Annotated in this window: 25 protein-coding genes; 18 read left to right on the forward strand and 7 right to left on the reverse strand. The window is 65.2% G+C overall.

Features of this window, described 5'->3' with window-relative positions:
- The first annotated feature begins 70 nt into the window (after window positions 1-70).
- Window positions 71-931, forward strand: coding sequence for an acyl-CoA thioesterase II (tesB, locus tag JQ507_34150; GenBank protein QRI69818.1), 861 nt, complete (start codon window positions 71-73; stop codon window positions 929-931).
- Window positions 932-982: 51 nt separating this feature from the next.
- On the opposite strand, the gene JQ507_34155 is transcribed toward tesB, so the two are convergent.
- A complete protein-coding gene (locus JQ507_34155; GenBank protein ID QRI69819.1) occupies window positions 983-1,873 on the reverse strand; it encodes a DUF4339 domain-containing protein in 891 nt (296 codons plus the stop codon).
- A gap of 305 nt (window positions 1,874-2,178) precedes the next feature.
- On the opposite strand from JQ507_34155, the gene JQ507_34160 reads away from it, so the two are divergent.
- The 8 genes from JQ507_34160 (at window position 2,179) to JQ507_34195 (ending at window position 8,143) form a co-directional block, all read left to right on the forward strand.
- Window positions 2,179-2,517, forward strand: a complete 339-nt coding sequence (locus tag JQ507_34160) for a P-II family nitrogen regulator (protein QRI69820.1) — start codon at window positions 2,179-2,181, stop codon at window positions 2,515-2,517.
- A 111-nt stretch (window positions 2,518-2,628) separates the two neighbouring features.
- Window positions 2,629-3,921: an ammonium transporter gene (locus JQ507_34165; GenBank protein ID QRI69821.1), complete on the forward strand. Its 1,293-nt coding sequence runs from the start codon at window positions 2,629-2,631 to the stop codon at window positions 3,919-3,921.
- A 141-nt stretch (window positions 3,922-4,062) separates the two neighbouring features.
- Window positions 4,063-4,377, forward strand: coding sequence for a winged helix-turn-helix transcriptional regulator (locus JQ507_34170; GenBank protein QRI69822.1), 315 nt, complete (start codon window positions 4,063-4,065; stop codon window positions 4,375-4,377).
- Window positions 4,374-4,727: an SRPBCC domain-containing protein gene (locus JQ507_34175; protein ID QRI69823.1), complete on the forward strand. Its 354-nt coding sequence runs from the start codon at window positions 4,374-4,376 to the stop codon at window positions 4,725-4,727. The genes JQ507_34170 and JQ507_34175 overlap by 4 nt, the downstream gene beginning before the upstream one ends.
- 52 nt (window positions 4,728-4,779) lie before the next feature.
- The gene (locus JQ507_34180) at window positions 4,780-5,382 is read left to right on the forward strand and encodes an ATP-dependent Clp protease proteolytic subunit (GenBank protein QRI69824.1); all 603 of its coding nucleotides are present in this window, start codon (window positions 4,780-4,782) and stop codon (window positions 5,380-5,382) included.
- A gap of 316 nt (window positions 5,383-5,698) precedes the next feature.
- Window positions 5,699-6,037 carry a P-II family nitrogen regulator gene (locus JQ507_34185; protein QRI69825.1) on the forward strand — a complete coding sequence of 113 codons (339 nt, stop codon included), beginning with the start codon at window positions 5,699-5,701 and terminating at the stop codon, window positions 6,035-6,037.
- 41 nt (window positions 6,038-6,078) lie between these two features.
- The gene (locus JQ507_34190) at window positions 6,079-7,527 is read left to right on the forward strand and encodes an ammonium transporter (GenBank protein ID QRI69826.1); all 1,449 of its coding nucleotides are present in this window, start codon (window positions 6,079-6,081) and stop codon (window positions 7,525-7,527) included.
- Window positions 7,528-7,738: 211 nt separating this feature from the next.
- The gene (locus JQ507_34195; protein ID QRI69827.1) at window positions 7,739-8,143 is read left to right on the forward strand and encodes a GFA family protein; all 405 of its coding nucleotides are present in this window, start codon (window positions 7,739-7,741) and stop codon (window positions 8,141-8,143) included.
- A 58-nt stretch (window positions 8,144-8,201) separates the two neighbouring features.
- On the opposite strand, the gene JQ507_34200 is transcribed toward JQ507_34195, so the two are convergent.
- Window positions 8,202-8,975, reverse strand: a complete 774-nt coding sequence (locus tag JQ507_34200; GenBank protein QRI69828.1) for a GGDEF domain-containing protein — start codon at window positions 8,973-8,975, stop codon at window positions 8,202-8,204.
- A gap of 143 nt (window positions 8,976-9,118) precedes the next feature.
- On the reverse strand, window positions 9,119-9,586 hold the full coding sequence (locus JQ507_34205; GenBank protein ID QRI73635.1) for an NUDIX domain-containing protein: 468 nt from the start codon (window positions 9,584-9,586) through the stop codon (window positions 9,119-9,121).
- Between the two features lie 192 nt (window positions 9,587-9,778).
- On the opposite strand from JQ507_34205, the gene JQ507_34210 reads away from it, so the two are divergent.
- From JQ507_34210 to JQ507_34225, 4 genes are all read left to right on the forward strand, one after another.
- The gene (locus tag JQ507_34210; protein ID QRI69829.1) at window positions 9,779-11,005 is read left to right on the forward strand and encodes an aminotransferase class I/II-fold pyridoxal phosphate-dependent enzyme; all 1,227 of its coding nucleotides are present in this window, start codon (window positions 9,779-9,781) and stop codon (window positions 11,003-11,005) included.
- 16 nt (window positions 11,006-11,021) lie between these two features.
- Window positions 11,022-13,505: a DNA translocase FtsK gene (locus JQ507_34215; protein QRI69830.1), complete on the forward strand. Its 2,484-nt coding sequence runs from the start codon at window positions 11,022-11,024 to the stop codon at window positions 13,503-13,505.
- A gap of 100 nt (window positions 13,506-13,605) precedes the next feature.
- Window positions 13,606-14,418, forward strand: a complete 813-nt coding sequence (locus JQ507_34220) for an outer membrane lipoprotein carrier protein LolA (protein ID QRI69831.1) — start codon at window positions 13,606-13,608, stop codon at window positions 14,416-14,418.
- A 157-nt stretch (window positions 14,419-14,575) separates the two neighbouring features.
- Window positions 14,576-15,391, forward strand: a complete 816-nt coding sequence (locus JQ507_34225) for an exodeoxyribonuclease III (GenBank protein QRI69832.1) — start codon at window positions 14,576-14,578, stop codon at window positions 15,389-15,391.
- 229 nt (window positions 15,392-15,620) lie between these two features.
- On the opposite strand, the gene JQ507_34230 is transcribed toward JQ507_34225, so the two are convergent.
- Window positions 15,621-16,061, reverse strand: a complete 441-nt coding sequence (locus JQ507_34230) for a cyclic nucleotide-binding domain-containing protein (protein QRI69833.1) — start codon at window positions 16,059-16,061, stop codon at window positions 15,621-15,623.
- Window positions 16,062-16,118: 57 nt separating this feature from the next.
- On the reverse strand, window positions 16,119-16,805 hold the full coding sequence (locus JQ507_34235; GenBank protein ID QRI69834.1) for a response regulator transcription factor: 687 nt from the start codon (window positions 16,803-16,805) through the stop codon (window positions 16,119-16,121).
- 248 nt (window positions 16,806-17,053) lie between these two features.
- On the opposite strand from JQ507_34235, the gene JQ507_34240 reads away from it, so the two are divergent.
- The 3 genes from JQ507_34240 (at window position 17,054) to JQ507_34250 (ending at window position 20,017) form a co-directional block, all read left to right on the forward strand.
- The gene (locus tag JQ507_34240) at window positions 17,054-17,587 is read left to right on the forward strand and encodes a L,D-transpeptidase family protein (GenBank protein QRI69835.1); all 534 of its coding nucleotides are present in this window, start codon (window positions 17,054-17,056) and stop codon (window positions 17,585-17,587) included.
- Window positions 17,588-17,680: 93 nt separating this feature from the next.
- Window positions 17,681-18,466: a hydratase gene (locus tag JQ507_34245; GenBank protein QRI69836.1), complete on the forward strand. Its 786-nt coding sequence runs from the start codon at window positions 17,681-17,683 to the stop codon at window positions 18,464-18,466.
- A gap of 222 nt (window positions 18,467-18,688) precedes the next feature.
- On the forward strand, window positions 18,689-20,017 hold the full coding sequence (locus tag JQ507_34250; protein ID QRI69837.1) for an IS1182 family transposase: 1,329 nt from the start codon (window positions 18,689-18,691) through the stop codon (window positions 20,015-20,017).
- Window positions 20,018-20,140: 123 nt separating this feature from the next.
- On the opposite strand, the gene JQ507_34255 is transcribed toward JQ507_34250, so the two are convergent.
- Both JQ507_34255 and JQ507_34260 read right to left on the reverse strand, forming a co-directional pair.
- Entirely contained in the window at window positions 20,141-21,055 is a 915-nt protein-coding gene (locus tag JQ507_34255; GenBank protein QRI69838.1) for a phosphoribosylaminoimidazolesuccinocarboxamide synthase, read from the reverse strand.
- Between the two features lie 81 nt (window positions 21,056-21,136).
- The gene (locus JQ507_34260) at window positions 21,137-22,054 is read right to left on the reverse strand and encodes a pirin family protein (GenBank protein ID QRI69839.1); all 918 of its coding nucleotides are present in this window, start codon (window positions 22,052-22,054) and stop codon (window positions 21,137-21,139) included.
- A 233-nt stretch (window positions 22,055-22,287) separates the two neighbouring features.
- On the opposite strand from JQ507_34260, the gene JQ507_34265 reads away from it, so the two are divergent.
- On the forward strand, window positions 22,288-22,863 hold the full coding sequence (locus tag JQ507_34265; protein QRI69840.1) for a GNAT family N-acetyltransferase: 576 nt from the start codon (window positions 22,288-22,290) through the stop codon (window positions 22,861-22,863).
- Window positions 22,864-22,916: 53 nt separating this feature from the next.
- On the forward strand, window positions 22,917-23,978 hold the full coding sequence (locus JQ507_34270; protein ID QRI69841.1) for an AraC family transcriptional regulator: 1,062 nt from the start codon (window positions 22,917-22,919) through the stop codon (window positions 23,976-23,978).
- Window positions 23,979-24,348: the final 370 nt, after the last annotated feature.

Here is a 24,348-nt window from a genome sequence, read left to right on the forward strand (position 1 = left end):
ATTCCGGGCTCGCGGCTGCGCCGCGCCCCGGAATGACGACATCCAAACCGAACCCATCCAGGACGCATCCATGTCCAAGAGCCTGATCGACCTGCTGTCCATCCTCGATCTCGAGCAGCTCGAGGTGAATTTGTTCCGCGGCAACAGCCCGAAGACGAGCTGGCAGCGGGTGTTCGGTGGCCAGGTGATCGGCCAGGCGATGGTTGCGGCGTGCCGCACCGTCGAGGGCCGGCTGCCGCATTCGATCCATTGCTATTTCATCCTGCCCGGCGATCCGCAGATCCCGATCATCTACCAGGTCGAGCGGCTGCGCGACGGCAAGAGCTACACCACCCGCCGCGTCACCGCGATCCAGCACGGCAACGCGATCTTCTCCATCATGGTCTCGTTCCATTCCGATGAAGAGAGCAACTTCAATCACCAGGAGAAGATGCCCGACGTGCCGCCGCCGGAGAAGCTGACGGCGGAGGAAGTCTCGAAGCAGCCGATGTTCAAGGAGATGCCGGAGTTCATCCGTCGCTACTACGAAAGCGACCGGCCGATCGAGCTGCGCCCGGTCGAGCTCGGCCGCTATTTCGGCCAGCAGATCGACGACGGCCGCATCCATGTCTGGATCCGCACCGCGGCGAAGCTGCCCGACGATCCGGCACTGCATCTGTGCGCGCTGGCCTATGCCTCGGATTTCTCGCTGCTCGACGCCGTGATGGCGCGCTACGGCCGCACGCTGTTCGATCGCCGCATGATGCCGGCGAGCCTCGATCACGCGATGTGGTTTCATCGCCCGTTCCGCGCCGACGAATGGCTGCTCTACGCGCAGGATTCGCCGAGCGCGCAGTCAGGCCGCGGCCTGACCCGCGGCCTGATCTTCAAGCCCGACGGCACGCTGGTGGCATCCGTCGCGCAAGAAGGATCGGTGCGCGAACGCAAGTAGCGTCCTCGAGCGACTTCGGCTCTGATGAATTCAGAGCCGAAGTGATCCTCCTTAGCTACCTGCGTAGGCACCGCGCTCGGTCAGCGCGAATTGCGAGATGAACCAGTTGGCGTACCAGCGCAGCACCCACGGAATCGGGATCAGGAAGGCGAAACCGATCGAGAACACGATGGTCCGCCACAGCACTTCGAGGCCGGAGGCATTGAAGGTGACCTCGCGGCGCGTGCCTTCGACATTGCGGCAGATCCAGCGCATCCAGGCGGTCAGCACCCAGGCCCAGCCGATGATGGTGATGCACGCGACCACCATCAGCACGTACCAGCCGACATAGACCGCGGGGCTGCCGTTGAACGAGATCGGGAGATCCTGGCCGCTCGAGCTGAGGCGGCCGAAGATCCAGCGCACGATCATCCAGCTCAGGAAGCCCTGCAACAGCAGCGAGAGCAGCGTCACGATGTTGCTGTTGGCGGCTCCGGCATAGGTCAGAAGGCCGAGCACGATGAAGACGTACCAGATGTCGAGCGGCTGGCCGGTGAAGGCGAGGTGCGGCCGGCCCGGCACGCGGATATAGGGAATCGCAAAGCGGTACAGGCCGGTCGCGGTCCACGGCGCGGGGATGACGAAGATCTGGCCGATGAACATCAGCAGGCTGCGCCCGAACAGGCCCCAGATCGGGAAGTCGGCCGACAGCGCGCCGCCGCTATAGCCTGCCGACGCCGCCACCGGCGGCGGTCCGCCGGCCTGCGGAAACGCCGGCGGCGCCCCTGCGCTCGGAACAAGACCCGGAATCTCCCCCGCCTTCTGCCAGCCGGCCATGCCCTCGGTCCACACCAGCGTATCGGCACCCACCATGCCACGGGTGATCAGGTCGCGGAGCTGGGCTTCAGGCAAGGGGCCCTTTTGCTGGCCTTCGGATGCATAAAACCAGTTTCGGTTCGACATTTCTTGTTCCTCGGGGCGCGCGCGCAGGTGGGCGCACGGTAGGCGAAACGAGCCAGCGGGACCGCTGGCCGGGGCGGGAAAGCCATATTCTGGCCGAGGGTTGTCGTCTCGTACAGTGACGGAGTTCATGCGCTGCGCACGTTTTCCCCTTCTACCTGCAACTTTTTTGTGCCATTTGCCCGGAAAGCTGCCAGATTTGGCGAACGCGAAATGTGCGGAACGGCAAATTGCCGCTCCGGGGGCGGCAAGCGCCGGTCCGGGAACGGGCGCACAGGGACAACTTCAAGGGAATAAGGGCCTGAACCATGAAACTCGTCGTCGCGATCATCAAACCGTTCAAGCTTGACGAGGTCCGCCAGGCCCTGACTGCGATCGGCGTCCACGGCATGACGGTGACCGAGGTGAAGGGCTATGGCCGCCAGAAGGGCCACACCGAGATCTATCGCGGCGCCGAGTATGTCGTGAACTTCCTGCCCAAGCTCAGGATCGAGATCGCGGTCGATTCCAGCCTCGCCGAGCAGGCGGTCAGCGTCATCACCCAGCACGCCCGCACCGGCCAGATCGGCGACGGCAAGATCTTCGTGACGCCGATCGACCACGCGCTGCGCATCCGCACCGGCGAGACCGACAACGACGCGCTCTGAGCTTTATCAAATCCGTCGCCGGCAACGAGGCCGGCGCACGTCACAAATCCACGCCAAGAAACGACGACACGCCGGGGAATGATGATGGGGGCACGAGCTCTTCGTGCAGCGATGTCAGCTGCGCCGATCACTGCTGCAATGCTGTTCGCGCAGGCCACGCCGGTCTTCGCGCAGGATTCTGCGACCAATCCCGGCATCAACGCCGCCGACACCGCCTGGATGATCGTCGCCACCGCGCTGGTGCTGATGATGACGATCCCGGGACTCGCGCTGTTCTACTCCGGCATGGTGCGCAAGAAGAACGTGCTGGCGACGATGGCGCAGAGCCTCACCGCCGTCGCGCTGATCTCGATCCTCTGGGTCACCTTCGGCTATTCGCTGACCTTCGTAGGCAACGGTCCCTGGCTCGGCTCGCTCGACAGCTGGTTCCTGGCCGGCATCACCATGGACAGCGTCAATCCGGCGGCCAGGACCATCCCGGAAGCGCTGTTCATGCTGTACCAGATGACGTTCGCGATCATCACGGTGGCGTTGGTGGCAGGCTCAGTCGCCGACCGCATGCGGTTCTCCGCCTATGTGCTGTTCTCGATCGGCTGGTTCATCTTCGCCTATGTGCCGCTGGCGCATTGGGTGTGGGGCGGCGGCTTCCTTGCTTCCGCAGGCGTGCTGGATTTTGCCGGCGGCCTCGTGGTGCATCTCTCCGCCGGCATCAGCGGCCTCGTCGCAGCCAAGGTGATGGGCAACCGGCATGGCTTTGGCCATGACAATCTGTCGCCGTTCGATCTGTCGCTCGCGGTGGTCGGCACCGGGCTGCTGTGGGTCGGCTGGTTCGGGTTCAACGGCGGCTCGGCGCTCGCGGCCAATTCGCGCGCGGTCATGGCGATCACCGCGACCCATCTCGCGGCCTGCGCCGGCGCGCTGACCTGGGGCGCGATCGAATGGGCGACCCGCCGCAAACCGTCGGTGCTCGGCATGATCTCGGGTGCGGTCGCGGGGCTCGGCACCATCACCCCGGCATCCGGTTTCGTGGCACCGTGGCACGGCGTCATCATCGGCATCATTGCCGGCCTGGTCTGCTTCTGGGCCTGTACCTGGCTGAAGCATCGCTTCCGCTATGACGACTCGCTCGACGTGTTCGGCGTGCACGGCATCGGCGGCCTGACGGGCACGCTGCTCGCGGGCATCTTCGCGGCCTCCGCGATCGGCGGCACCTCGGGCCTGCTCGAGGGCAATCCGAACCAGCTGCTGACCCAGCTCTACGGCGTGGTCGTTACAGCGCTCTGGTGCGGCGGCGTCACCTTCGTGCTGCTCAAGCTGGTCTCCGTCTTCGTGCCGCTGCGCGTCTCGATGCAGCAGGAGATGGAAGGCCTCGACATCTCGCAGCACGGCGAAGCGTTGCAGTAGCGGCCGCCTGGACAGGGCCGGGGGGAGCCCAGCGTCAAAATTCGCAAAACAACCCCATGCAAAGGGCGCCCGACGTCACGCAGCACGGCGTGAGGACAGTTCGGGCTTGCGCAACACATAAGTGTGTGCTTATGTGTTGGCATGATCGAAGCCGATATCTTCAAGGCGCTGGCCGACCCGACCCGCCGCAAGGTCTTTGAGAAGCTCGCGGGCGGCAGCCTCAACGCCAGCGCCCTGCGCGATGGCCTCGAGATCAGCCAGCCGGCGATGTCGCAGCATCTGGCGGTGCTGCGCGCGGCGGGCCTGGTGCGCGAGCAGCGGCAGGGCCGTTTCGTGAATTACGAGGTCGACCCGGACGGCATCGCCAGCATCGGCAGCTGGCTCGCCCGCTACCGCGCCTATTGGCCGAAGCGCATCGAAGCGCTCTCCGACCTGCTGAAGGACATGGATCAATGAGCGACATGGTCGAGCCTGACACCGACGCAGCTCTGGTGATCGAATACGAGCTCGACGCGCCGCCCGAAAAAGTATGGCGCGCCGTGACCATTCCGGCGCTGCGCGAACGCTGGCTGCCGGATTGCGATCTCGCCGGCGCCGAGCCGGAATCAACGATAACAGGCGAAGAGGTCCGTTACCGGCTCCGCGAGTCCGAGCCGCCGTTTCGCGAAAGCCATGTCACCTTCCGGATCGAGCCGAACGAGGCCGGCGGCACGCGGTTTCGCATCATCCAGCAGGCCTGCGGCATCAGGGAAAAACCGCCGCAACCGGCCAACAGCAACACGCGCTGTCTGATGCGCGCGGCCTGATCGCAAACTTCATCCGCTGAGACGTCATCACCTGCAGACATGGAGGTCGCCGATGCGCGACATGATGCAACTCGTCCCGATGGTCATCGAACAATCGACCCGCGGCGAGCGCTCGTTCGACATCTATTCAAGGCTGCTGCGCGAGCGGATCATCTTCCTGAACGGCGAGGTCAATGATGCGATGTCCGGACTGGTCTGCGCCCAATTGCTGTTCCTGGAGGCGGACAACCCGAACAAGCCGATCAACCTCTACATCAACTCCTATGGCGGCGTGATCACCAGCGGGCTTGCGATGTACGACACCATGCAGTTCATCAAGGCGCCGGTGCATACGCTGTGCATGGGCACCGCGCGTTCGATGGGCTCGTTCCTGCTGATGGCCGGCGAACCCGGCCACCGCGCCGCGCTGCCGAATGCCAGCCTCCACGTGCATCAGCCGCTTGGCGGCTTCCAGGGCCAGGCCTCCGACATCCTGATCCATGCCACCGAAATGCAGGAGACCAAGCGGCGCATCATCCGGCTTTACGCCCAGCATTGCGGGCGCTCCGAGGCGGACGTCGAACGGACCTTGGACCGCGATCACTTCATGTCGGCGCAGCAGGCGCTCGAATGGGGATTGATCGACAAGGTCTTCGCGGCGCGCGACGCCGCCTAATGGCCCGGCAACACCCCATCTAAATACCTATTGCTGCTGCCCAGCTGAGCAGAATTGTGTCCGGACCCTGGCTTGCTCACGAATTGAGCCAGTCTGATTAGATTTTAGGCGCGACCGAATAGCACAGGGGCACCCGGCTCCCGCAATGCGGGAAAACATCCGGATTCATAATCCATTAGCGAACTCGGGCCGGTTGGCACGGCATTTGATTCTAAGGGTCGTGGCTGTGCCCGCGTAGTGGATGTCCTCCGCGTGGTGAACCTCAGTCGAAACTCCCGGTGTTCGTTCGCGCCGGGTCCAAGCGGGGATAGGACTCATGAAAATTGTTATGGCGATCATTAAGCCATTCAAGCTGGAAGAGGTCCGTGACGCCCTGACCGCCATTGGCGTTCACGGTCTCACGGTGACGGAAGTCAAGGGGTACGGCCGTCAGAAGGGCCACACGGAAATCTATCGCGGCGCCGAATATGCCGTGAGCTTCCTGCCCAAGATCAAGATCGAGGTCGCAGTCGGCTCCGACCAGGTCGACAAGACCATCGACGCCATCACCTCCGCCGCCAAGACCGGACAGATCGGCGACGGCAAGATCTTCGTCATCAGCCTCGAGCACGCCGTGCGCATCCGCACCGGCGAGGCCGATGCCGCGGCCCTTTGATTTTCGCGCTCAACCTTTCAAGACCTCAGGAGTGAAATAACATGACGTTCAAGCGTCCCTATGGCGCGGGACTGGCGGCCCTTGCAGTCGGCCTTTTCGCCGCGACCGCCGCCTACGCCGAGCCAACCGTCAACAAGGGCGACAACGCCTGGATGCTGACCTCGACGGTGCTGGTGCTGTTGATGACCATCCCGGGCCTCGCGCTGTTCTATGGCGGCCTGGTCCGCTCCAAGAACATGCTCTCGGTGCTGGCGCAGGTGTTTTACACCGTCTGCCTCGTCACCGTGCTCTGGGCTCTCTACGGCTACAGCCTCGCCTTCACCGGCGGCTCCGACTTCATCGGCGGCTTCTCCAAGGCCTTCCTGATGGGCGTCACGCCGGACTCGAAGGCGGCGACCTTCTCGGTCGACGCCAACATCTCGGAGCTCGTCTATATGTGCTTCCAGATGACCTTCGCGGCGATCACGCCGGCCCTCATCGTCGGCGCCTTTGCCGAACGCATGAAGTTCGCGGCGATCGCGCTGTTCATCCCGCTCTGGGTGACGCTGATCTATTTCCCGATCGCGCACATGGTCTGGTACTGGCCGGGCCCGGACGCGATCCAGGATGCCGCCAAGGCGCTCGCCGCCGCGGCTGAAGGCGATGCCAAGACGAAGGCGCAGGCCGCCCTCGACGCGATCAACGCCGACGCCGGCTGGATCTTCAAGAAGGGTGCGATCGACTTCGCCGGCGGCACCGTCGTGCACATCAACGCCGGCATCGCCGGCCTCGTCGGCGCGCTCCTGATCGGCAAGCGCACCGGCTACGGCAAGGAGCTGATGGCTCCGCACTCGCTGACCATGACCATGATCGGCGCCTCGCTGCTCTGGGTCGGCTGGTTCGGCTTCAACGCCGGGTCCAACCTCGAAGCCAATGGCGGCGCTGCGCTCGCCATGACCAACTCCTTCGTGGCGACCGCCGCGGCGGCGCTGGCCTGGATGTTCGCGGAATGGATCATCAAGGGCCATCCCTCGTTGCTCGGTGCGCTCTCGGGCGCGGTTGCGGGCCTCGTCGCGGTGACGCCGGCGGCCGGCTATGCCGGTCCGATGGGCGCCATCGTGCTCGGCCTCGTGGTCGGCGTGGTCTGCCTGTTCTTCTGCACCGTGGTGAAGAACGCGCTCGGCTATGACGACTCGCTCGATGTGTTCGGCGTCCACTGCGTCGGCGGAATCATCGGCGCGCTCGGCACCGGCATCCTGGTCAACCCGGCGCTCGGCGGCGCAGGGATCATCGACTACACCGCGATCCCGCCTAAGGTCGCCGATTACGACTTCGCGGCGCAGATGATCTCGCAGGCTTGGGGCGTCGGCACCACGCTGGTGTGGTCGGGCATCGGTTCGGCGATCCTCTACAAGATCGTCGACGTGATCGTCGGCCTGCGCGCCAACGTCGAGACCGAGCGTGAAGGCCTCGACATCACCGAGCACACGGAGCGCGCCTACAACATGTGAGTTCTCCCGGGACTCTGGCTCCCTCCGGGGCCAGGTCCAGAACTACGGTCCGGGCACATACCCGGCAATGTCCGGACCGTTGAGGGGCTCCAGCGCAAGTTGGAGCCCCTTTCTTTTTTCTGCGGCTTGAGAAAATAATGTCGGAATTGCCTGCCATCATGGAATGACAGGCTACAAACAATGAAGCCGACAACAAAAACGGGAGGACGTCATGAAGGTGCAAGGCGGGTGCTATTGCGGCAACGTGCGCTATGAGGCCGAAGGCGAACCGATGATGGCGGCGCAATGCCTGTGCCGCGAATGCCAGTACATCACGGGCGGCGGCCCGAACCTGTTCATGGCGATGCCGGTCACCGGCTTCAAATACACCGCGAGCCAGCCCAAGCAGTTCACCCGCAAGGATCTCGAGCGCGCCGTGACCCGCGAGTTCTGCCCGGAATGCGGCACGCATCTGGTGACCAAGGTGCCGGGCCTGCCCGCCGCGATCCTGAAGGTCGGCACCTTCGACGACCCCAGCGTGTTCACCCCGCAGATGACGATCTACACCTGCGACAAGCAGACCTTCCACCATCTGCCCGAGGGCAAGCCGTCATTCGAGAAGCTGCCGGCGCATTGAGACGATACGTTCAGTGTGTAGCCCGGATTGCGCTTCGCTCCATCCGGGCTACAAGTGCTCACGCGGCATCGCGCGCGTGCTCGACGCGGTCGCGGCCGTGGCGCTTGGCGGCGTAGAGCGCCTGGTCGGCGGTGCGCATCAGGTTGCCGAGATCGAAGCCGGCTTCCTTCACGGTGAAGCCGATGCTGATCGTCACCGGCAGCTGGGTGACGCCGTCGAGGATGGTTCTTGCAGCGCAATCGCGGCGGATCTCCTCGGCGCCGCGCGCGGCCTGCTCGTGGCTCCGGCCGGTCACGACAGCGGCAAACTCCTCGCCGCCGTAGCGGGCGACCAGCGCGCCGTGCCGGACCGCGAACTGGCGCAGCACGTCGGCGATCTCGACCAGCACCTTGTCGCCGATCTCATGTCCGTAGCGGTCGTTGATCGACTTGAAATGGTCGATGTCGCACATCAGCACCGCCGCCGACGCGCCATCTTCCTGCGCCTTGTCGAGCGCTGCCGCCGCTTCGGCATCGAAGCCGCGCCGGTTCAGGAGCCCGGTTAATTGGTCGGTCTGCGAGATCTGGGCCAGCTCGCGGCGAGTCCGCGTGAGCTCCAGCATCAATAGGCCGGCGCGATACGACATCGCGCCGCTGAGCGCAACGGCGATGAAGACGCCGGCCGTGAGGCCGAAGACCTGCATCTGACCGACCGTGATCGGCGCCGACAGATCGCGGCCGAACACCAGCATGCCGATGGTGAAGGACATCACCGCGGTCATGCCTGCGGCAGTCACCATGACCTTGCCGGTGCGGCGCAGGACGTCGCCGCGTGTCTCGATCTTGATCGCCATTTCCGTCCGCACGCCCTCGCAATGCGCGGATCATTCGTTCGGGCTGTGTTGCCAATTGCTGAAGGAACTCGTGACGCGCGCGCTGGCCTTAATGGCGCGTAAAGCAGATCGCTCGAATGCGCGGCAACGGCCGGCAGTCCGCGTCAGTCGACCAGCACTTCCTCGTCCGGCAGCTCGCTGGGCGCGCCGGCGCGCAGATAGTTTTCAAGGATGGCGGCGAGCGACAGCGGCGTCAGCCGCTCCTCAGCGCGGGATAGATCGGCGATCGGCCACCAGCGGAAGCAATCAAGCACCTTGGCCTCGGCCGCATCAGTCATCACAGGGTGAAAGCGATCCGCATGAACGATCCGGTACTCTTCCTTCTGGGAGATTCGCCGGCCGCCCCAGTTGAAGGTGTGGTGACGCCGCCAGACCGCGGCGCCATGCGCGAAGGCGACCAGTCCCAATTCCTCGGCGAGCTCCCGCCGCAACGTCGCCTCCGCCGTCTCGTCGCCCTCGATGCCGCCGCCAGGCGCGATCCAGAAGCAATCCCCGTGCGGCGGGCGAATCCGCAGCAGCAGCACTTCGCGCGCGTCCGTGATGATGAGCGCCCTGACGGCGCGGCGGCGGATCGTCTCCAAGAGCAATCTCGGTGCAATTTCGATGCAGTCTTGTGCGGCCAGCGCTGATATCACGGCGCGGCCGGCCGCGCCCACCCCCGATGGTTAATCGCGTCTTAACCTCGCCCTATCTATGGTGACTTGATCGGTTTACGGTCGGCGCCCCTCAACTCCGACCGCAGTGAAAGTGCTGGCATTTCAACCATGGCAATGACCGCCTCATCCGGCATGGCGCAGGGCGCCGGCGATGTCGCATCCGCCGGCCAGGCCGAGCGTTCCCCATTCGTGCGCACCACCGAGCTCCTGGCGCCGTACCAACCGGCTAAGCCATTGATTACGCTGTCGGTCGGCGAGCCGCAGCACCCGGTGCCTGATTTCGTCGGCCCGGTGCTGGCAAGGCACACCGCCGAGTTCGGACGCTACCCGATGGCCAAGGGCATCGAGCCGTTCCGCCGCGCGGTCGCAACCTGGCTGGGAAGCCGGTTCCAATTGCCGCGCCCGGTCGATCCGGAGAGCGAGGTCATGGTGCTGAACGGCAGCCGCGAGGGGCTGTTCTTCGCTGCGATCACGGCCGCGCGTTACGTCGCGCCGCGCAAGGGCCGGCCCGCGGTCCTGATGCCGAACCCGTTCTATCCGGCCTATGGCGCCGGCGCCCGCGCCGCCGGCTGCGAGCAGATCTATCTGCCGACCACGCTCAGCAACGGCTTCCTGCCCGACCTTGATTCGATCGACGAGGCGACGCTGGCGCGGACCGTGGCGTTCTTCCTTGCCTCGCCGGCCAATCCGCAGGGCTCGGTGGCCTCGCGCGCCTACTTCACGCGGCTGAAGCAGCTCGCCGATCGCCATGGCTTCATGATCCTGAGCGACGAGTGCTATTCGGAGATCTACACCCGCGAAGCCCCGGGCAGCATGCTGGAATGCGCCGGACCCGACTTCACCAACGTGGTTGCGTTCCAATCGCTGTCGAAGCGCTCGAACCTGCCGGGCATGCGCGTCGGTTTCGCGGCCGGCGATCGCAAGTTCATGGCCGCCTTCCTCGAGCTGCGCAATGTCGCCGCGCCGCAGGTGCCGGTGCCGCTGCAGCATGTCGCGGTCGCCGCCTATGGCGACGAGGCGCATGTCGAGGAGAACCGCAGGCTCTATCGCATCAAGTTCGATCTTGCCGACCAGATCCTCGGCAGCCGCTACGGCTACAAGCGGCCCGCCGGCGGCTTCTGCGTCTGGCTCGACGTCTCCGATCGCGGCGGTGACGAGGCGACGACGGTGAGGCTGTATCGCGACGCCGGCGTTCGCGTGATCCCCGGCAGCTATCTGGCGCGCGAGCAGAACGACGGTTCCAATCCGGGTGCGGGCTATATCCGCCTCGCGCTGGTCTCCGATAGTGAATCGACGGCCGAGGCGATGCATCGCCTGGTCGAAACCCTGGGTTAATCGCCAAGCGCGAAGATTGAGTATGCCAGCGATCGAACGTGTCATCCCCCTGGTCGGCCACCTGCCGCTCTCGCTGCGCGAGGCGCTGGCGCGGCGGCTGCGCGAACTGACCGGGCTGGGCCTGATCGCGCTGTCGGGCGCGATCACCGCCGCGCTGATGACCTGGTCGGTGCAGGACCCGTCGCTGAGCCACGCCACCTCGCGCGCGATCCGCAACGTGCTCGGCTATCCCGGCGCGATCGGCGCCGACCTGTTGATGCAGATCCTCGGGCTCGGCGCGATCATGCTGCTGCTGCCGGTCGCGGTGTGGGGCTGGCGGATGCTGACGCATCGTCCGTTCGACCGCGAGGCGCTGCGGCTCGGCTGCTGGATCCTGTGCACGGTGATCGCGGCGGGCTTTGCCAGCTGCTGGCCGCACAACACAGCGTGGCCGCTGCCGACCGGGCTCGGCGGCGTGGTCGGCGATGCCTTGCTGCGCGCGCCTGCCGTGGTGTTCGGGCCGCCCGGCTTCATCTACCGTGTCGTGCTCGGCCTGATCCTGTTTGTCGCGATGGCGGCGTGCTTCCTGTTTGCCTGCGGCTGGGGCGCCAAGGAGCAGGACGACGAGCTGACGCCGATCTCCGACGATGACGAGCCGTTCGTCGAGGAAGACGACAACGACCGCAGCTCGGTCTCGCTGGGCTGGCTGTTCCACGCGGCGATGAGCGCGAAAGCGCGGCTCGGCTGGCTGTTCACGACAGCCTATAAATCACTGGTGTCGAGCGGATCGCAGGGCCGCAGCGCGGCGTTCGAGCGCCAGGAGCCCAATATCGGCGGCGGCCGCGCGGCGCCCTCGATCGCGCCCGCGCATGACGATCACGACGAGGACGAAGACGAAGCCGAGGCTTTCGACGACGAGGAAGCAGAGGACGAGGAGGAGGAAACTCCCGTCGCCCGCGCGCCGCGCAAGAAGGCCGAGCCGAAGCCGAAGAAGAGGAATTCCGACAAGTTCGAGCTGCCGTCGGTCTCGGTGCTCAGCGCGCCGAAGGCGAGCGATCGCCAGCCGCTGAGCAAGGCCGAGCTGGAAAACAATTCGCGCGCGCTGGAAGGCGTGCTGCAGGATTTCGGCGTGCGCGGCGAGATCGTCAAGGCCAATCCGGGCCCGGTCGTCACGCTGTACGAGCTGGAGCCCGCGCCCGGCATCAAGTCATCGCGCGTGATCGGCCTGTCCGACGACATCGCGCGCTCGATGAGCGCGCTGTCGGCCCGCGTTGCCGTGGTCGCCGGCCGCAATGCGATCGGCATCGAGCTGCCGAACGCGCATCGCGAGAAGGTCTACCTGCGCGAGCTGCTGGTCGCCAAGGAAAGCGTCGATTCGGTTGCCAAGCTGCCGCTGTGCCTCGGCAAGACCATCGGCGGCGATCCCGTCATCATCGACCTCGCGCGCACGCCGCACATGCTGATCGCCGGCACCACCGGCTCCGGCAAATCGGTCGCGATCAACACCATGATCCTGAGCCTGGTCTACCGGCTGCGGCCGGATCAGTGCCGCCTGATCATGGTCGATCCGAAGATGCTCGAACTTTCGGTCTATGACGGCATCCCGCATCTGCTGACGCCTGTCGTCACCGACCCGAAGAAGGCGGTTGTCGCCCTGAAATGGGCCGTGCGCGAGATGGAAGAGCGCTACAAGCGGATGGCCAAGCTCGGCGTCCGCAACATCGACGGCTACAATGCGCGCCTCGTCGAAGCCAAGGGCAAGGGCGAAGAGCTGACGCGCACCGTGCACACCGGCTTCGACAAGGAGAGCGGCAAGGCGATCTACGAGGAAGAGAAGCTCGACCTCGAGCCGCTGCCCTACATCGTCATCATCGTCGACGAGATGGCCGACCTGATGATGGTCGCCGGCAAGGACATCGAAGGCGCCGTGCAGCGCCTCGCGCAGATGGCGCGCGCCGCGGGCCTGCATGTGATCCTCGCCACACAGCGTCCCTCGGTCGACGTCATCACCGGCACGATCAAGGCGAACTTCCCGACCCGCATCGCCTTCCAGGTGACGTCGAAGATCGACAGCCGCACCATCCTCGGCGAGATGGGCGCCGAGCAGTTGCTCGGCCAGGGCGACATGCTCTACATGGCGGGCGGCGGCCGCATCAGCCGCGTGCACGGCCCGTTCGCATCGGACGAGGAAGTCGAGAAGGTGGTGCGTCATCTGAAGACGCAGGGCGCTCCGGAATATCTCGAAGCGGTCACCGCGGAAGAGCCGACCGACGAGGACGGCGCCGTGTTCGACGCCACCGGCATGGGCGGCGACGGCGGCGGCGACCTGTTCACGCAGGCGGTTGCGATCGTCAAGCGCGACCGCAAGGCGTCGACCTCCTACATCCAGCGCCGGTTGCAGATCGGCTATAACCGCGCCGCCTCGCTGATGGAGCGGATGGAACTTGAGGGCATCGTGGGCCCGGCGAATCACGCCGGAAAGCGCGAAATCCTGGTCGGGGAGGAAGAAGGCCAGTTCTGATCGGGGGCGATCATCACGGAAAAACCATATCTCCCTCGGAAGAGGCGGGATAAAATCCGGCGAAGCGGGACGAGCGTCGAACAGAGACCTGACATATCTGATGGCAAATCACCTCATTGACCGCGGCACGCGCATTGCGCTGGCTCTTCTCGTCACCGCCGCGATCGCCGGCGGCGCGACTGCGCAGAATGCGCCGGCTACGCCAAAACCCGCACCGAAGGCTGCACCGAAAGCCAAGGACCCCGGCGCGCAGAGCAATGCCGACAAGGGCCCGACCACGACGGGCGCCACCCAGGCACCGCCGGACCCGGTGATTCCCGATCCGCGCCGCAACGTGCCCGCCAACATCTTCCAGACCTTTGACGCCAACCAGAAGGCACAGGCTGCCAAGGTCTCGGCCTATCTGTCGTCGCTGCAGACGCTGGTTGGAAACTTCGTCCAGGTCGGCCCCGACGGCACCAAGACCAAGGGCGATTTCTACATCCAGAAGCCCGGCAAGCTGCGTTTCGAATACGAAAATCCGAGCACCATCGAAGTGATCGCCGACGGCTCGTCGGTCGCGGTGCGCGACCGCAGGCTGGCCACCCAGGATATCTATCCGCTGTCGCAGACCCCGCTGCGCTATCTGCTGTCGGACCGCATCGACCTGATGAAGGACACCAACGTCGTCAGCGTCACCGCCGACGACGTGTTCGTCAGCATCACGATCGAGGAGAAGCAGGCGCTGGTCGGTACCAGCCGCTTCCTGCTGATGATCGGCGCCAAGGACGGCAAGCTCAAGCAATGGACCGTCACCGATCCGCAGGGCTACGACACCACGGTTGCGGTCTACAATCTCGATGCCACGCAGAAGCCCGATCCGGGCCTGTTCAAGATCGACTTCACGACCTATCCGGGCTCGTCGCCGGGCTAATCGAGATGGCGTAGGATGGGTAGAGCGCAGCGAAACCCATCAACTTCGGTCCGCGCGGGAGGATGATGGGTTTCGCTTCGCTCTCCCCATCCTACGCCTACGACATTGTGGACAAAGCACCGACCCGCACCGAGAACCGTGCTAAGACGCAGCTCTCATGCGGTTCTCCGTCACCACCTGGAACATCAATTCGGTGCGCCTGCGCATCGACATCGTCGCCAAATTCCTGAAGAGCGCGCGGCCGGATGTGCTGTGCCTGCAGGAGACCAAATGCATCGACGATGCGTTTCCGTTGAAGCGCTTCAAGCGGCTCGGCTATGAGCATGTCGCGCTGAACGGGCAGAAGGGCTATCACGGCGTCGCCATCGTCTCGCGCCTGCCGTTCGAGACGACCGACATCCGGACGTTCTGCGACAAGATCGACTCGCGGCACATCTCGGTATCGTTCGGGGAAAAAGCGCAGCTTTCGAAGCCGCTGGTGCTGCATAATTTCTACGTGCCGGCCGGCGGCGACATTCCAGATCCCGCGCTCAATCCGAAGTTCGAGCACAAGCTGCAATTCCTCGACGAGATGAAGAGCTGCGAACCGCTGCATCCGCGCGGCGACGACCGCCACATCCTGGTCGGCGACCTCAACGTCGCGCCGCACGAGAACGACGTGTGGTCGCACAGGCAGCTGTTGAAGGTGGTCTCGCACACCCCGATCGAGACCGAGAAGCTGCTCGCGGCGCAGGCGCATGGCGAATGGTTCGACATCGCGCGCGAGCGGATCCCGATGTCGGAAAAGGTCTACACTTGGTGGAGCTATCGCTCCGCGGACTGGACCGTCGGCGACCGCGGCCGCCGGCTCGACCACATCTGGGTCTCGCGCGCGCTGAAGGACCAGGTCAGCGACTTCAAGATCACCCGCGACGCCCGCAGCTGGGAGCGGCCGTCGGATCATGTGCCGGTGACGGCCGTGATGGAGGTTTAGACGGCAGCGTAGCCGCTTGCTTCACCTCGCCTCTCCCCTTGTGGGAGAGGCCGGATCGCATGAAGCGAAGCGTAATGTGATCCGGGTGAGGGGTCGCGGTCCCTCGAGGGACTGCACTGGTGGACAGACCTCACCCCTCACCCGGATTGCATCTCACGATGCAATCCGACCTCTCCCACAAGGGGAGAGGTGGAGTAAGCGGCGCGGCTGTCGGCCAAATCTCGGCAGCTCAAGTGCTCAACTTGCCGCCCGCGATCAGGATATCGCTCGCGAGCTGGCTGGTGCGCAGCGCGAGTTCGTCGCGCAGGCGGCGAGCAGCGGCGGGGTCGCTCTCCAGCACGCGCTGGAACAGGCTGCGCGCGACACGGATCACCGAGCCGCGCTCCAATGCGATGGCGGTCGACGGCCGCTTCATCGCGACGATCAATGCGAGTTCGCCGATCAGCGCGCCGGGGCCGGCGATGATCTCGGCGCCGCCTTCCTCGACGCGGAAGGTGCCGCGCTGCACGACATAGCCGGCGTCCGCAGTGTCGCCTGTCTTGAACAGCACCTCGCCTGCGTTGAAGTCGCGTTGCTCGGAGCCGATCGCCAGCATGCGCAAGGAGCTATCGCCCAACAGACGCATCGTCGGGACCCGCTCGAGCAGGGCTACGTCATCATCGATCGACATTCAGGGCCGGTAACCGCGGTGCGCCTCGATTTCACGAATCGTTGAGCGCGAAGCGTATCACGGCACCAGCTTGTAGCCACCGGCTTCCGTGACCAGGATTTCCGGGTTGGCGGCGTCCTTCTCGATCTTCTGGCGGAGGCGGTAGATGTGGGTTTCGAGCGTGTGGGTGGTGACACCGGAATTGTAGCCCCAGACTTCCTGGAGCAGGGTCTCGCGCGACACCGGCATCTGGCCGGCACGATAGAGGAAGCGCAAGATCGCGGTTTCCTTCTCGGTCAACCGCACCTTCCTGGCATTGGCACCGGTGAGCATCTTCGAGCCGGGCCGGAATGAATAGGGGCCGACCGAGAACACCGCGTCTTCACTGGCCTCGTGCTGGCGCAGCTGCGCCCGGATGCGGGCCAGCAGCACCGCGAAGCGGAACGGCTTGGCCACATAGTCGTTGGCGCCGCTCTCCAGGCCGAGGATGGTGTCGGAATCGGTGTCGTGGCCGGTCAGCATGATGATCGGCGCCTTGAAGCCGCCCTTGCGCAGGCTGCGGACCACTTCGCGGCCGTCGGTGTCGGGCAGGCCGACATCCATCAGGACCAGATCGGGGGAATTGGCTTTGGCGGCAGTGGCGCCCTTGGCGCCGGTATCGACTGCGGAGGCTTCGAATTCCTCGTGCAGGGACAGCTGCTCGACCAGCGTATCGCGCAGATCGGTATCGTCATCCACGATCAAGATCTTGCGGGCATTGGCCATAGGTACAATCCTTCGGGGGCGGGGCGGTCAGAAGCGGAGGGCGCTTAAGGCCGTAGCATCGGCTAGGTATGTGCTCAGGTAGGCGATTGTTACCGATTCACAAGGCAGCGCAGTCTACCTCAAATCCGGCGGGGCAGGACGTGAATGTCCTGTAATGCCGGGGAATAGAATAACAGGGCCAACCAGGGCAAGTTCAGTTTGGAACGATTCTTAAGGGAAGATCAGCCATTTCAATCACTTATCCGACAATGAAACGTGATCGCCCGCTCTCCGCCATCGAGGTCCGCGCCGCCGCCGGCGATCCGCGCCGCGGCTGGCTGACGGCCGATGGCTGGACCGTTCCCGTGGCACTCGGGCGCGGCGGAATCCTCGCCAACAAGCGCGAGGGCGACGGCGGCACGCCGCGCGGCATCTTCCATCCGCGGCAACTCTGGTGGCGCGCCGACCGCCACCGGCGTCCGGTGACCTTGCTGCCGACCCGGCCGATCCGCCGCGAGGATGCCTGGTGCGAGAATCCCGCCGACCGCCATTACAACCGGCCGATCCGGCTCGACCGCGAACAGGGCGGTGACCGGCTGACCCGCGAGGATCATCTCTACGACTTCATCGTCGAGATCGACCACAACGCCGCACCGCGCGTCGCCGGCCGCGGCAGCGCCGTGTTCCTGCATCTGGCGCGGCCGAATTTCGGACCGACCGCAGGCTGCGTCTCGATGACGAAAGCGTCGATGCTGCGGCTGTTGCGGCGGATGTCGCCAAAGACAAAGATCATCATAGAGTAGATAGCTGGGCATCGGTTTTCCCACGCGACAAGCGCGATGCGTTTGTGCTGAGATCGCGTGCAACAAAGAATAATTCCCGCGGGAGCGAACAACATGCCCGACAACAACCAGATCGCCGCTGCCTCGAACGTCCTGAGCGAGCACTGGCGCGCGGGAACGAAACTCGGTGCACTCGATAGCGCCATGCGGCCGCGCGATCGCGCCGAGGGTTACGCGGTGCAGGCCGGGCTGGAAAAGACCTCGCGCGAAAAACTGTTCGGCTGGAAGATCGCGGCGACCAGCGAGGCCGGCCAGAAGCACATCAACGTTGCCGGGCCGCTGGCCGGACGCATCCTCGCCGAAACGGTGATCGCAGATGGCGGCACCGCCTCGATGAAGGGCATCGAGATGCGCGTCGCCGAACCGGAATTCGCCTTCCGCATGGCACGCGACCTCGCGCCACGCGCAACGCCGTACAGCGTAAGGGAAGTGCTGGAGGCGGCCGGCACGTTGCATCCCGCGATCGAGATCCCGGATTCGCGTTTCACCGATTTCACGTCCGCCGGCGAGGCGCAGCTGATCGCCGACAATGCATGCGCGCATCTGTTCGTGCTCGGACCCGCGACGTCAGCCGACTGGCGCGCCATCGACCTCGTCGAGCATCGCCCGACCATCACGCTGCGCGGCGAGCGTTACATCGGCCACGGCAAGAACGTGCTCGGCGATCCCCGCGTGGCGCTCGCCTGGTGCGCCAACGAATTGCGCGCGCTCGGGCTGACGTTGCGGGCAGGGGAGGTCGTCACCACAGGCACCTGCCATCCGCCGCTGCCGATCGCCGCGGGTGACGTCTTCGCGGCCGATTTCGGCGCGATCGGGAAGGTGTCGGTGCGGTTCGCGTAGCTCTACCGTCATCCCCGCGCAAAGGCTTCGCCTTTGTCGCTGGAGGTGCGAGCGCTTGCGAGCCTCGAAGGATGCACGGCCCGGCTCGCGGCCGTCGATCCTTCGAGACGCCGCTTCGCGGCTCCTCAGAGCGTGTGAATTTTTGTGGCTTGGGCGAAAGATGTAGCGGGAGGGATGGGGGATGTGATTCCCTGCAATCGCTGAATTGCGGGAGAGCGGGAGATGGCTGAAGACCAGCTGTTTGGAGAACTGCCGGAGCAGCCGAAGCCGCAAACTGATGCGGCGCCAGCGGGTTTGCCGCGTCTGCGCGAGCCGCAGCGCGATCAGATTGAACTGCGGGCGGTGGATATCGATAGCCTGATCGGGGAAGATCATCCGGCGCGGGTGATCTGGTGCTATGTCGACGGGCTCGAGCTGCGCGAGCTTGAAGATCGGATCAAGGCGCGGGGCGAGAGGCCGGGTCATCCGGCGACGTCGCCACGGCTTTTGCTGGCACTGTGGCTCTATGCGACCAGCGACGGGGTAGGAAGCGCTCGCGCCCTGGAGCGGCTGTGCGAGAGCCACGATGTCTATCGCTGGCTGTGTGGCGGGGTCTCGGTGAACTACCATACGCTGGCGGACTTCCGGGTCGGATGCGCCGATCTGCTCGATCGGCTGCTCGCCGAACATCTTGCGGCCTTGGCGGAGGTGGGCCTGGTCGACCTCAGCAAGCTGGCGCAGGACGGCGTGCGGATCCGGGCGAGCGCCGGGGCCGCCTCGTTCCGGCGAGAACAGACACTCGATCACCATTTGGAGACCGCGCAGACGATCGTGGCGGAGCTCAAACGCGAGGTCGAGGCGCGCTCCGATGCCAGCAACCAGCGCATCAAGGCGGCCAAGGAGCGAGCGGCGCGTGAGCGCACCGAACGCCTGAAGGCAGCGCAGGCCGCGCTCGCCGAGATCAAGCGGCAGCGCCAGGCGCGCGAAGACAAGCGCAACAACGGCAAGACGCCGAAGGAGCCGCGCGCCTCTACGACGGACCCCGACGCCCGCGTCATGAAGATGGCCGACGGCGGCTTCCGGCCAGGATACAATGTGCAGGTGGCGAGCGCGGCCGGCGAGCAGATCGTGGCCGGGCTCGACGTGACCAATATTGGTTCCGATCGCGGCCTCATGCAGCCAATGCTAGATCGCTTGCGCGCGCGGACCGGCCGCCTTCCGGGCCGCCATCTCGTTGATGGCGGCTTTGGCAGTGCCGAGGACATCGAGTGGGCGCATGATCAAGGGGTTGAGGTCTATTGTCCGCCCACGCAATCCAAGCACGGTACCGATCCCTACCTGCCGCGGCGCGGCGACGGCCCGGGCGTGTTGGCTTGGCGGGCACGGATGGCAAGCGAGCCGGGCAAGGCCCAGTACAAGCTCCGATCGATCTGCGAGTGCATCCACGCTCGATGGCGCAACTGGGGCCTGCGGCAACTCACCGTACGCGGCCTTGAAAAGGTCCGTGCCGTCGCGCTCTGGTTCGCCCTCACCAACAACGTCTTACAAGGGCATCGGCTCTACAGCGCTTAAACACCACATCGGCCACCCGGCCGCAGCTGCGCAAAAAACCAAACCCACCCGACCTACAGACGTAAAAGGCAAAACCCGAAAGCTTCACAAGCTGTCAGGGTGACGGTGATGGGGGGAGCCGCGCTAAATCTTCAGCTCGGTCCCAGTGACGCGGCGATACGCTTCCAAATACCGCTTGCTCGTCGCATCGACCACGCTTTCCGGCAGCGGCGGCGCCGGGGCGTCGCCGTTCCAGCGGCCGGCGCGGCGCTCGACGTCGAGGTAGTCGCGCAGCGGCTGCTTGTCGAAGCTCGGCTGCGGCTGGCCTACCTTGTAGGCATCGACGGCCCAGAATCGCGAGGAGTCCGGCGTCATCACCTCGTCGATCAGGATGATGCGGCCGTCTTTGTCGCGGCCGAATTCGAATTTCGTATCCGCGATGATGATGCCGCGGGCGCGGCTGGTCTGCTCGCCGTAGCCATAGACATCGCGCGCCATCTTCTCCAGCGTCGCGGCGACGTCGGCGCCCACGATCTCGCGTACCCGCGCAACCGTGATGTTCTCGTCATGGCCGGCCTCGGCCTTGGTCGCCGGGCTGAAGATCGCCGGCTCGAGCTTCTGGCTTTCGACCAGGCCAGCCGGCAGCTTCTCGCCGGCGAGGGTACCCGCGGTCGCGTATTCCTTCCACGCCGAGCCGGAGATGTAGCCGCGGATCACGCATTCGATCGGGAACACCGTGGTGCGCTTGCACAGCATCGCGCGCCCGAGGATGTCGGCGCGATGGTTCTTCAGCTCGGGCACCGCGCGGATGATCTCGTCGGCATCGGCGCTGATCATGTGATGCGGCACGGTACCTTCGAGCTGCCGGAACCACCAGGCGCTGATCTGGGTCAGCACCGCGCCCTTCATCGGAATGGTTTCCGCCATCACCACGTCGAACGCCGAGATGCGGTCGGTGGTGAGCAGCAGCACGCGATCGTCGCCGACGGCGTAGATGTCGCGCACCTTGCCACGGCCGATCCGGGGCAGGGGCAAATCGCTTGTCAGCATCGCGGTCATGGGCGTGATCTTTCGAAAGCAAGGCGCCCGCACGCGGCGTGCGGGCTGCCAAGGATATCAAGGGATATCACAGGAAATAGCTCACTCCGGCAGTGGAATGAACTCGTGTTCCTGCGGAACCTGGGCGAAACGGCCGGTTTTCCAGTCCTGTTTGGCCTGTTCGATCCGCTCCTTCGAGGACGAGACGAAATTCCACCAGATGTGGCGCGGTCCTTCCAGCGCGTCGCCGCCGAGGAACATCATGCGGGTTGGCCGCAGCGTCTTCACGGTGATGCGGTCGCCGGGCCGGAAGATCAGCAGCCGCGGCCCCTCATGGCGATCGCCGGCGATCTCGACCTCGCCGTCGACGATGTAGATCGCGCGCTCCTCATGGTCGGGGTCGAGCGGCACGCTGTTGCCCGCCTGCGCGGTCACTTCGGTATAGAACCAGGGCGAGACCATGCTGACCGGCGAGCTGATGCCGAAGGCCGAGCCGGCGATGATGCGCGCGGTGAAGTCGCGCTCGGAGATCATCGGTAGGTCGCCCGCGCCGTAATGCTGGAACGACGGCGCGATCTCTTCCTTTCCGGCCGGCAGCGCAATCCAGCTCTGCAAGCCTAGCATCTTCTGGCCGTCGCGGCGCTGCACGTCGGGGGTACGCTCGGAATGCGCGATGCCGCGGCCCGCGGTCATCAGGTTCATGGCGCCGGGCTGGATCTCCTGGATGTTGCCCTCGCTGTCGCGATGCATGATGCTGCCGTCGAACAGATAGGTGACGGTGGCGAGCCCGATATGCGGATGCGGCCGCACGTCCATGCCCTTGCCGGCGAGATACTGCACCGGGCCGAAATGGTCGAAGAAGATGAACGGCCCGACCATCTGCCGCTTGCCGTGCGGCAGCGCGCGGCGCACCGCAAAGCCGTCGCCGAGATCGCGGGTGCGCGGCACGATGATCAGATCCAGCGCGTCGCAGGTTTGGGGATCGCCGAGTTCGGGATCGGTCGAGGGCTGCCAGCTCATCGCAAAACTCCTTTGTGCTTCATTCCGATCATACTCCGTTCGTCGTCCCGGCCAAGCGAAGCGCGAGCCGGGACCCATAACCACAAATGCTTATGCTACGAAAGCTGCGGCCCCAGCCCCGAGCAACAACTGAAATCGGTGGTTATGGGTCCCTGCTTTCGCAGGGACGACGAAGTACTTTTGGCGACTCTGTGCGCGTGATAACAGCGTATTCTTGGAAACCGGAGGCGATGATGGTTTCTCTGATCAAGCCGGGCGCAAGACTACTGCGTGTCGATGGTCCCGTGATCGAGACCGCGCGTCTCATCCTGCGGCCATGGCGTGCATCCGATATTGCTGACAACACCCGGATGCTGTCCGATACCGAGACGGCGCGCTTCATCACGCCGGATCATCAGCCTGTCACGTCGGAGCTGAAGGGCTGGCGCAACGCCGCCGTGATCTCGGGCCATTGGGCGCTGCATGGCTTCGGCATGTTCGCGGTCGAAGAGAAATCCTCCGGCCGTTACATCGGCCGCGTCGGGCCGTATTGTCCGCCTGAATGGCCGGGCTTCGAGGTCGGCTGGGGCATCGCGAGGGAGTTTCGCGGCCGGGGCTATGCGGTGGAGGCGGCGCGCGCCGCGATCGACTTTGTGTTCGACAATTTCACGCTCGACCGCATCATCCACTGCATCGATCCGGCCAATTTCGCGTCCCAGGCAGTGGCGCGGCGGCTCGGCGCTGACAATGAGGGGCCGGGCAAGCTCGAGGGCGATGTCGTCGATATCTGGGTCACGACGCGCCTGCGCTGGCGCCGCGATCCGGCTTGAAAAACGCCGCCTGAGCGACGATTGTTCGGCTGACCCGGAGATCCTTTCGACCGATGACATTGGCCGCAACCGAACTCTGCCTGCGCGCCGCCGCGGTGACGCTGCTGCTGGTGCTTGCGGTCTCGATGTTCGCGGATTTCCGCAACGTGCTGGCGGGGCGGCTCGTGATCGCCTTCGCGCTCGGCACGGCTGCGCATGCGGTGACCGCGTCGATCGGCGCCGGGGAGCCCATCTCGATCTGGCACGCGCCGCTGATCGCGATTTCGACCGGCGACATCGTGGTGTTCTGGCTGTTCACCCGCGCGCTGTTCGATGACGCCTTCGTCCTGCGCTGGTGGCACGGTCTGATCTGGGCCGCGGTGGTCGCGTTCAGCTTCGTCAATTGCATGTGGATCGCGCCGAGCGGCCACGCGCAAGCGGCGATCACCACGGTCAATCTGCTGACGGTCGTCTTCATCGTGCTTGCCGTGACGCAGACCATCGGATCGTGGTCGGCGGATCTGGTCGAGCGCCGCCGCCGCGTCCGTGTCTTCATCGTCGTGGCCTCTGCGCTGTATGGCGGAATGAACGCGCTGCTGCAGATTGCGTATGCCGGCAGCCGCGTGACCGTGGAGTGGGCCAATCTGCTCAACGCGGGTGTGCTCGCGGCCATCGTCGCGGGTATCACCTGGGCAATGATGCGTGTCGATGGCGCCGATCTGTTCGCCGCGCCGGTCGAGCCGGTCGTCGCCAATGCGCCGCCGGCCGCGATCGAGGAGATAGCCGACCAGAAGCTGGTCAGTGCCCTGATGCGCCTGATGGCGGACGAGCGGATCTATCGCCAGGACAACGTCACCATCGGTACGCTGGCGACCCGGCTGAAGATTCCCGAATACCGATTGCGGCGGCTGATCAACCAGCGGCTCGGCTATCGCAATTTCAACGTCTTCCTCAACAACCACCGCATCGAGGAGGCCAAGGCGGCCCTCGCCGATCCCGCCCAGGCCGAAGTCCCCGTCATCACCATCGCGATGGACGCCGGCTTCCAGTCCCTCGGACCCTTCAACCGCGCCTTCAAGGCGACGACAGGCGTGACGCCGACGGAGTACCGGAAGCTGAAGGCGACGGCGGCGTGATCGCTCTATTCCGTCGTGAGGGACACACCGGCGGAAGGGTTCCCTCCCCCCTTGCGGGGGAGGGTTAGGGAGAGGGGTACCATACGGGTGGTCTCTTAAACTGCCTTGCGATGACGTACGGGCGATCCTGCACCGACGCTGCTCCCATCGACCGTCGCGCCCGGGGCCCCTCTCCCCAACCCTCCCCCACAAGGGGGGAGGCAGCCCAACCTTCCTGCTCACCTCACGAAGGGGCGTAGCGCGAGAATGCCGCTGTAATCACTAGACAATTCCAGAATCGGCGAGCTGCCTCCAATTCCCGGCTAGCCCGATTTGCAAATCCGGCGAGCCTTTCCGCGCCCGTTCCCACTTCCTCCCGCCACACATTCTC

Source organism: Bradyrhizobium sp. PSBB068 (assembly GCA_016839165.1).
Classification (GTDB): Bacteria; Pseudomonadota; Alphaproteobacteria; order Rhizobiales; family Xanthobacteraceae; genus Bradyrhizobium.

What these genes read in the sequence shown, in the direction of transcription:
- JQ507_34155 (QRI69819.1), bottom strand. Translation starts at nt 1,873, where the DNA reads ATGTCGAACCGAAACTGGTTTTATGCATCCGAAGGCCAGCAAAAGGGC.
- JQ507_34230 (QRI69833.1), bottom strand. Translation starts at nt 16,061, where the DNA reads ATGTCGATCGATGATGACGTAGCCCTGCTCGAGCGGGTCCCGACGATG.
- JQ507_34225 (QRI69832.1), top strand. Translation starts at nt 14,576, where the DNA reads ATGCGGTTCTCCGTCACCACCTGGAACATCAATTCGGTGCGCCTGCGC.
- JQ507_34165 (QRI69821.1), top strand. Translation starts at nt 2,629, where the DNA reads ATGTCAGCTGCGCCGATCACTGCTGCAATGCTGTTCGCGCAGGCCACG.
- JQ507_34175 (QRI69823.1), top strand. Translation starts at nt 4,374, where the DNA reads ATGAGCGACATGGTCGAGCCTGACACCGACGCAGCTCTGGTGATCGAA.
- JQ507_34250 (QRI69837.1), top strand. Translation starts at nt 18,689, where the DNA reads ATGGCTGAAGACCAGCTGTTTGGAGAACTGCCGGAGCAGCCGAAGCCG.
- JQ507_34265 (QRI69840.1), top strand. Translation starts at nt 22,288, where the DNA reads ATGGTTTCTCTGATCAAGCCGGGCGCAAGACTACTGCGTGTCGATGGT.
- JQ507_34180 (QRI69824.1), top strand. Translation starts at nt 4,780, where the DNA reads ATGCGCGACATGATGCAACTCGTCCCGATGGTCATCGAACAATCGACC.
- JQ507_34170 (QRI69822.1), top strand. Translation starts at nt 4,063, where the DNA reads ATGATCGAAGCCGATATCTTCAAGGCGCTGGCCGACCCGACCCGCCGC.
- JQ507_34270 (QRI69841.1), top strand. Translation starts at nt 22,917, where the DNA reads ATGACATTGGCCGCAACCGAACTCTGCCTGCGCGCCGCCGCGGTGACG.
- JQ507_34245 (QRI69836.1), top strand. Translation starts at nt 17,681, where the DNA reads ATGCCCGACAACAACCAGATCGCCGCTGCCTCGAACGTCCTGAGCGAG.
- JQ507_34200 (QRI69828.1), bottom strand. Translation starts at nt 8,975, where the DNA reads ATGGCGATCAAGATCGAGACACGCGGCGACGTCCTGCGCCGCACCGGC.
- JQ507_34255 (QRI69838.1), bottom strand. Translation starts at nt 21,055, where the DNA reads ATGACCGCGATGCTGACAAGCGATTTGCCCCTGCCCCGGATCGGCCGT.
- JQ507_34185 (QRI69825.1), top strand. Translation starts at nt 5,699, where the DNA reads ATGAAAATTGTTATGGCGATCATTAAGCCATTCAAGCTGGAAGAGGTC.
- JQ507_34160 (QRI69820.1), top strand. Translation starts at nt 2,179, where the DNA reads ATGAAACTCGTCGTCGCGATCATCAAACCGTTCAAGCTTGACGAGGTC.
- JQ507_34240 (QRI69835.1), top strand. Translation starts at nt 17,054, where the DNA reads ATGAAACGTGATCGCCCGCTCTCCGCCATCGAGGTCCGCGCCGCCGCC.
- JQ507_34190 (QRI69826.1), top strand. Translation starts at nt 6,079, where the DNA reads ATGACGTTCAAGCGTCCCTATGGCGCGGGACTGGCGGCCCTTGCAGTC.
- tesB (QRI69818.1), top strand. Translation starts at nt 71, where the DNA reads ATGTCCAAGAGCCTGATCGACCTGCTGTCCATCCTCGATCTCGAGCAG.
- JQ507_34195 (QRI69827.1), top strand. Translation starts at nt 7,739, where the DNA reads ATGAAGGTGCAAGGCGGGTGCTATTGCGGCAACGTGCGCTATGAGGCC.
- JQ507_34235 (QRI69834.1), bottom strand. Translation starts at nt 16,805, where the DNA reads ATGGCCAATGCCCGCAAGATCTTGATCGTGGATGACGATACCGATCTG.
- JQ507_34210 (QRI69829.1), top strand. Translation starts at nt 9,779, where the DNA reads ATGGCAATGACCGCCTCATCCGGCATGGCGCAGGGCGCCGGCGATGTC.
- JQ507_34260 (QRI69839.1), bottom strand. Translation starts at nt 22,054, where the DNA reads ATGAGCTGGCAGCCCTCGACCGATCCCGAACTCGGCGATCCCCAAACC.
- JQ507_34220 (QRI69831.1), top strand. Translation starts at nt 13,606, where the DNA reads ATGGCAAATCACCTCATTGACCGCGGCACGCGCATTGCGCTGGCTCTT.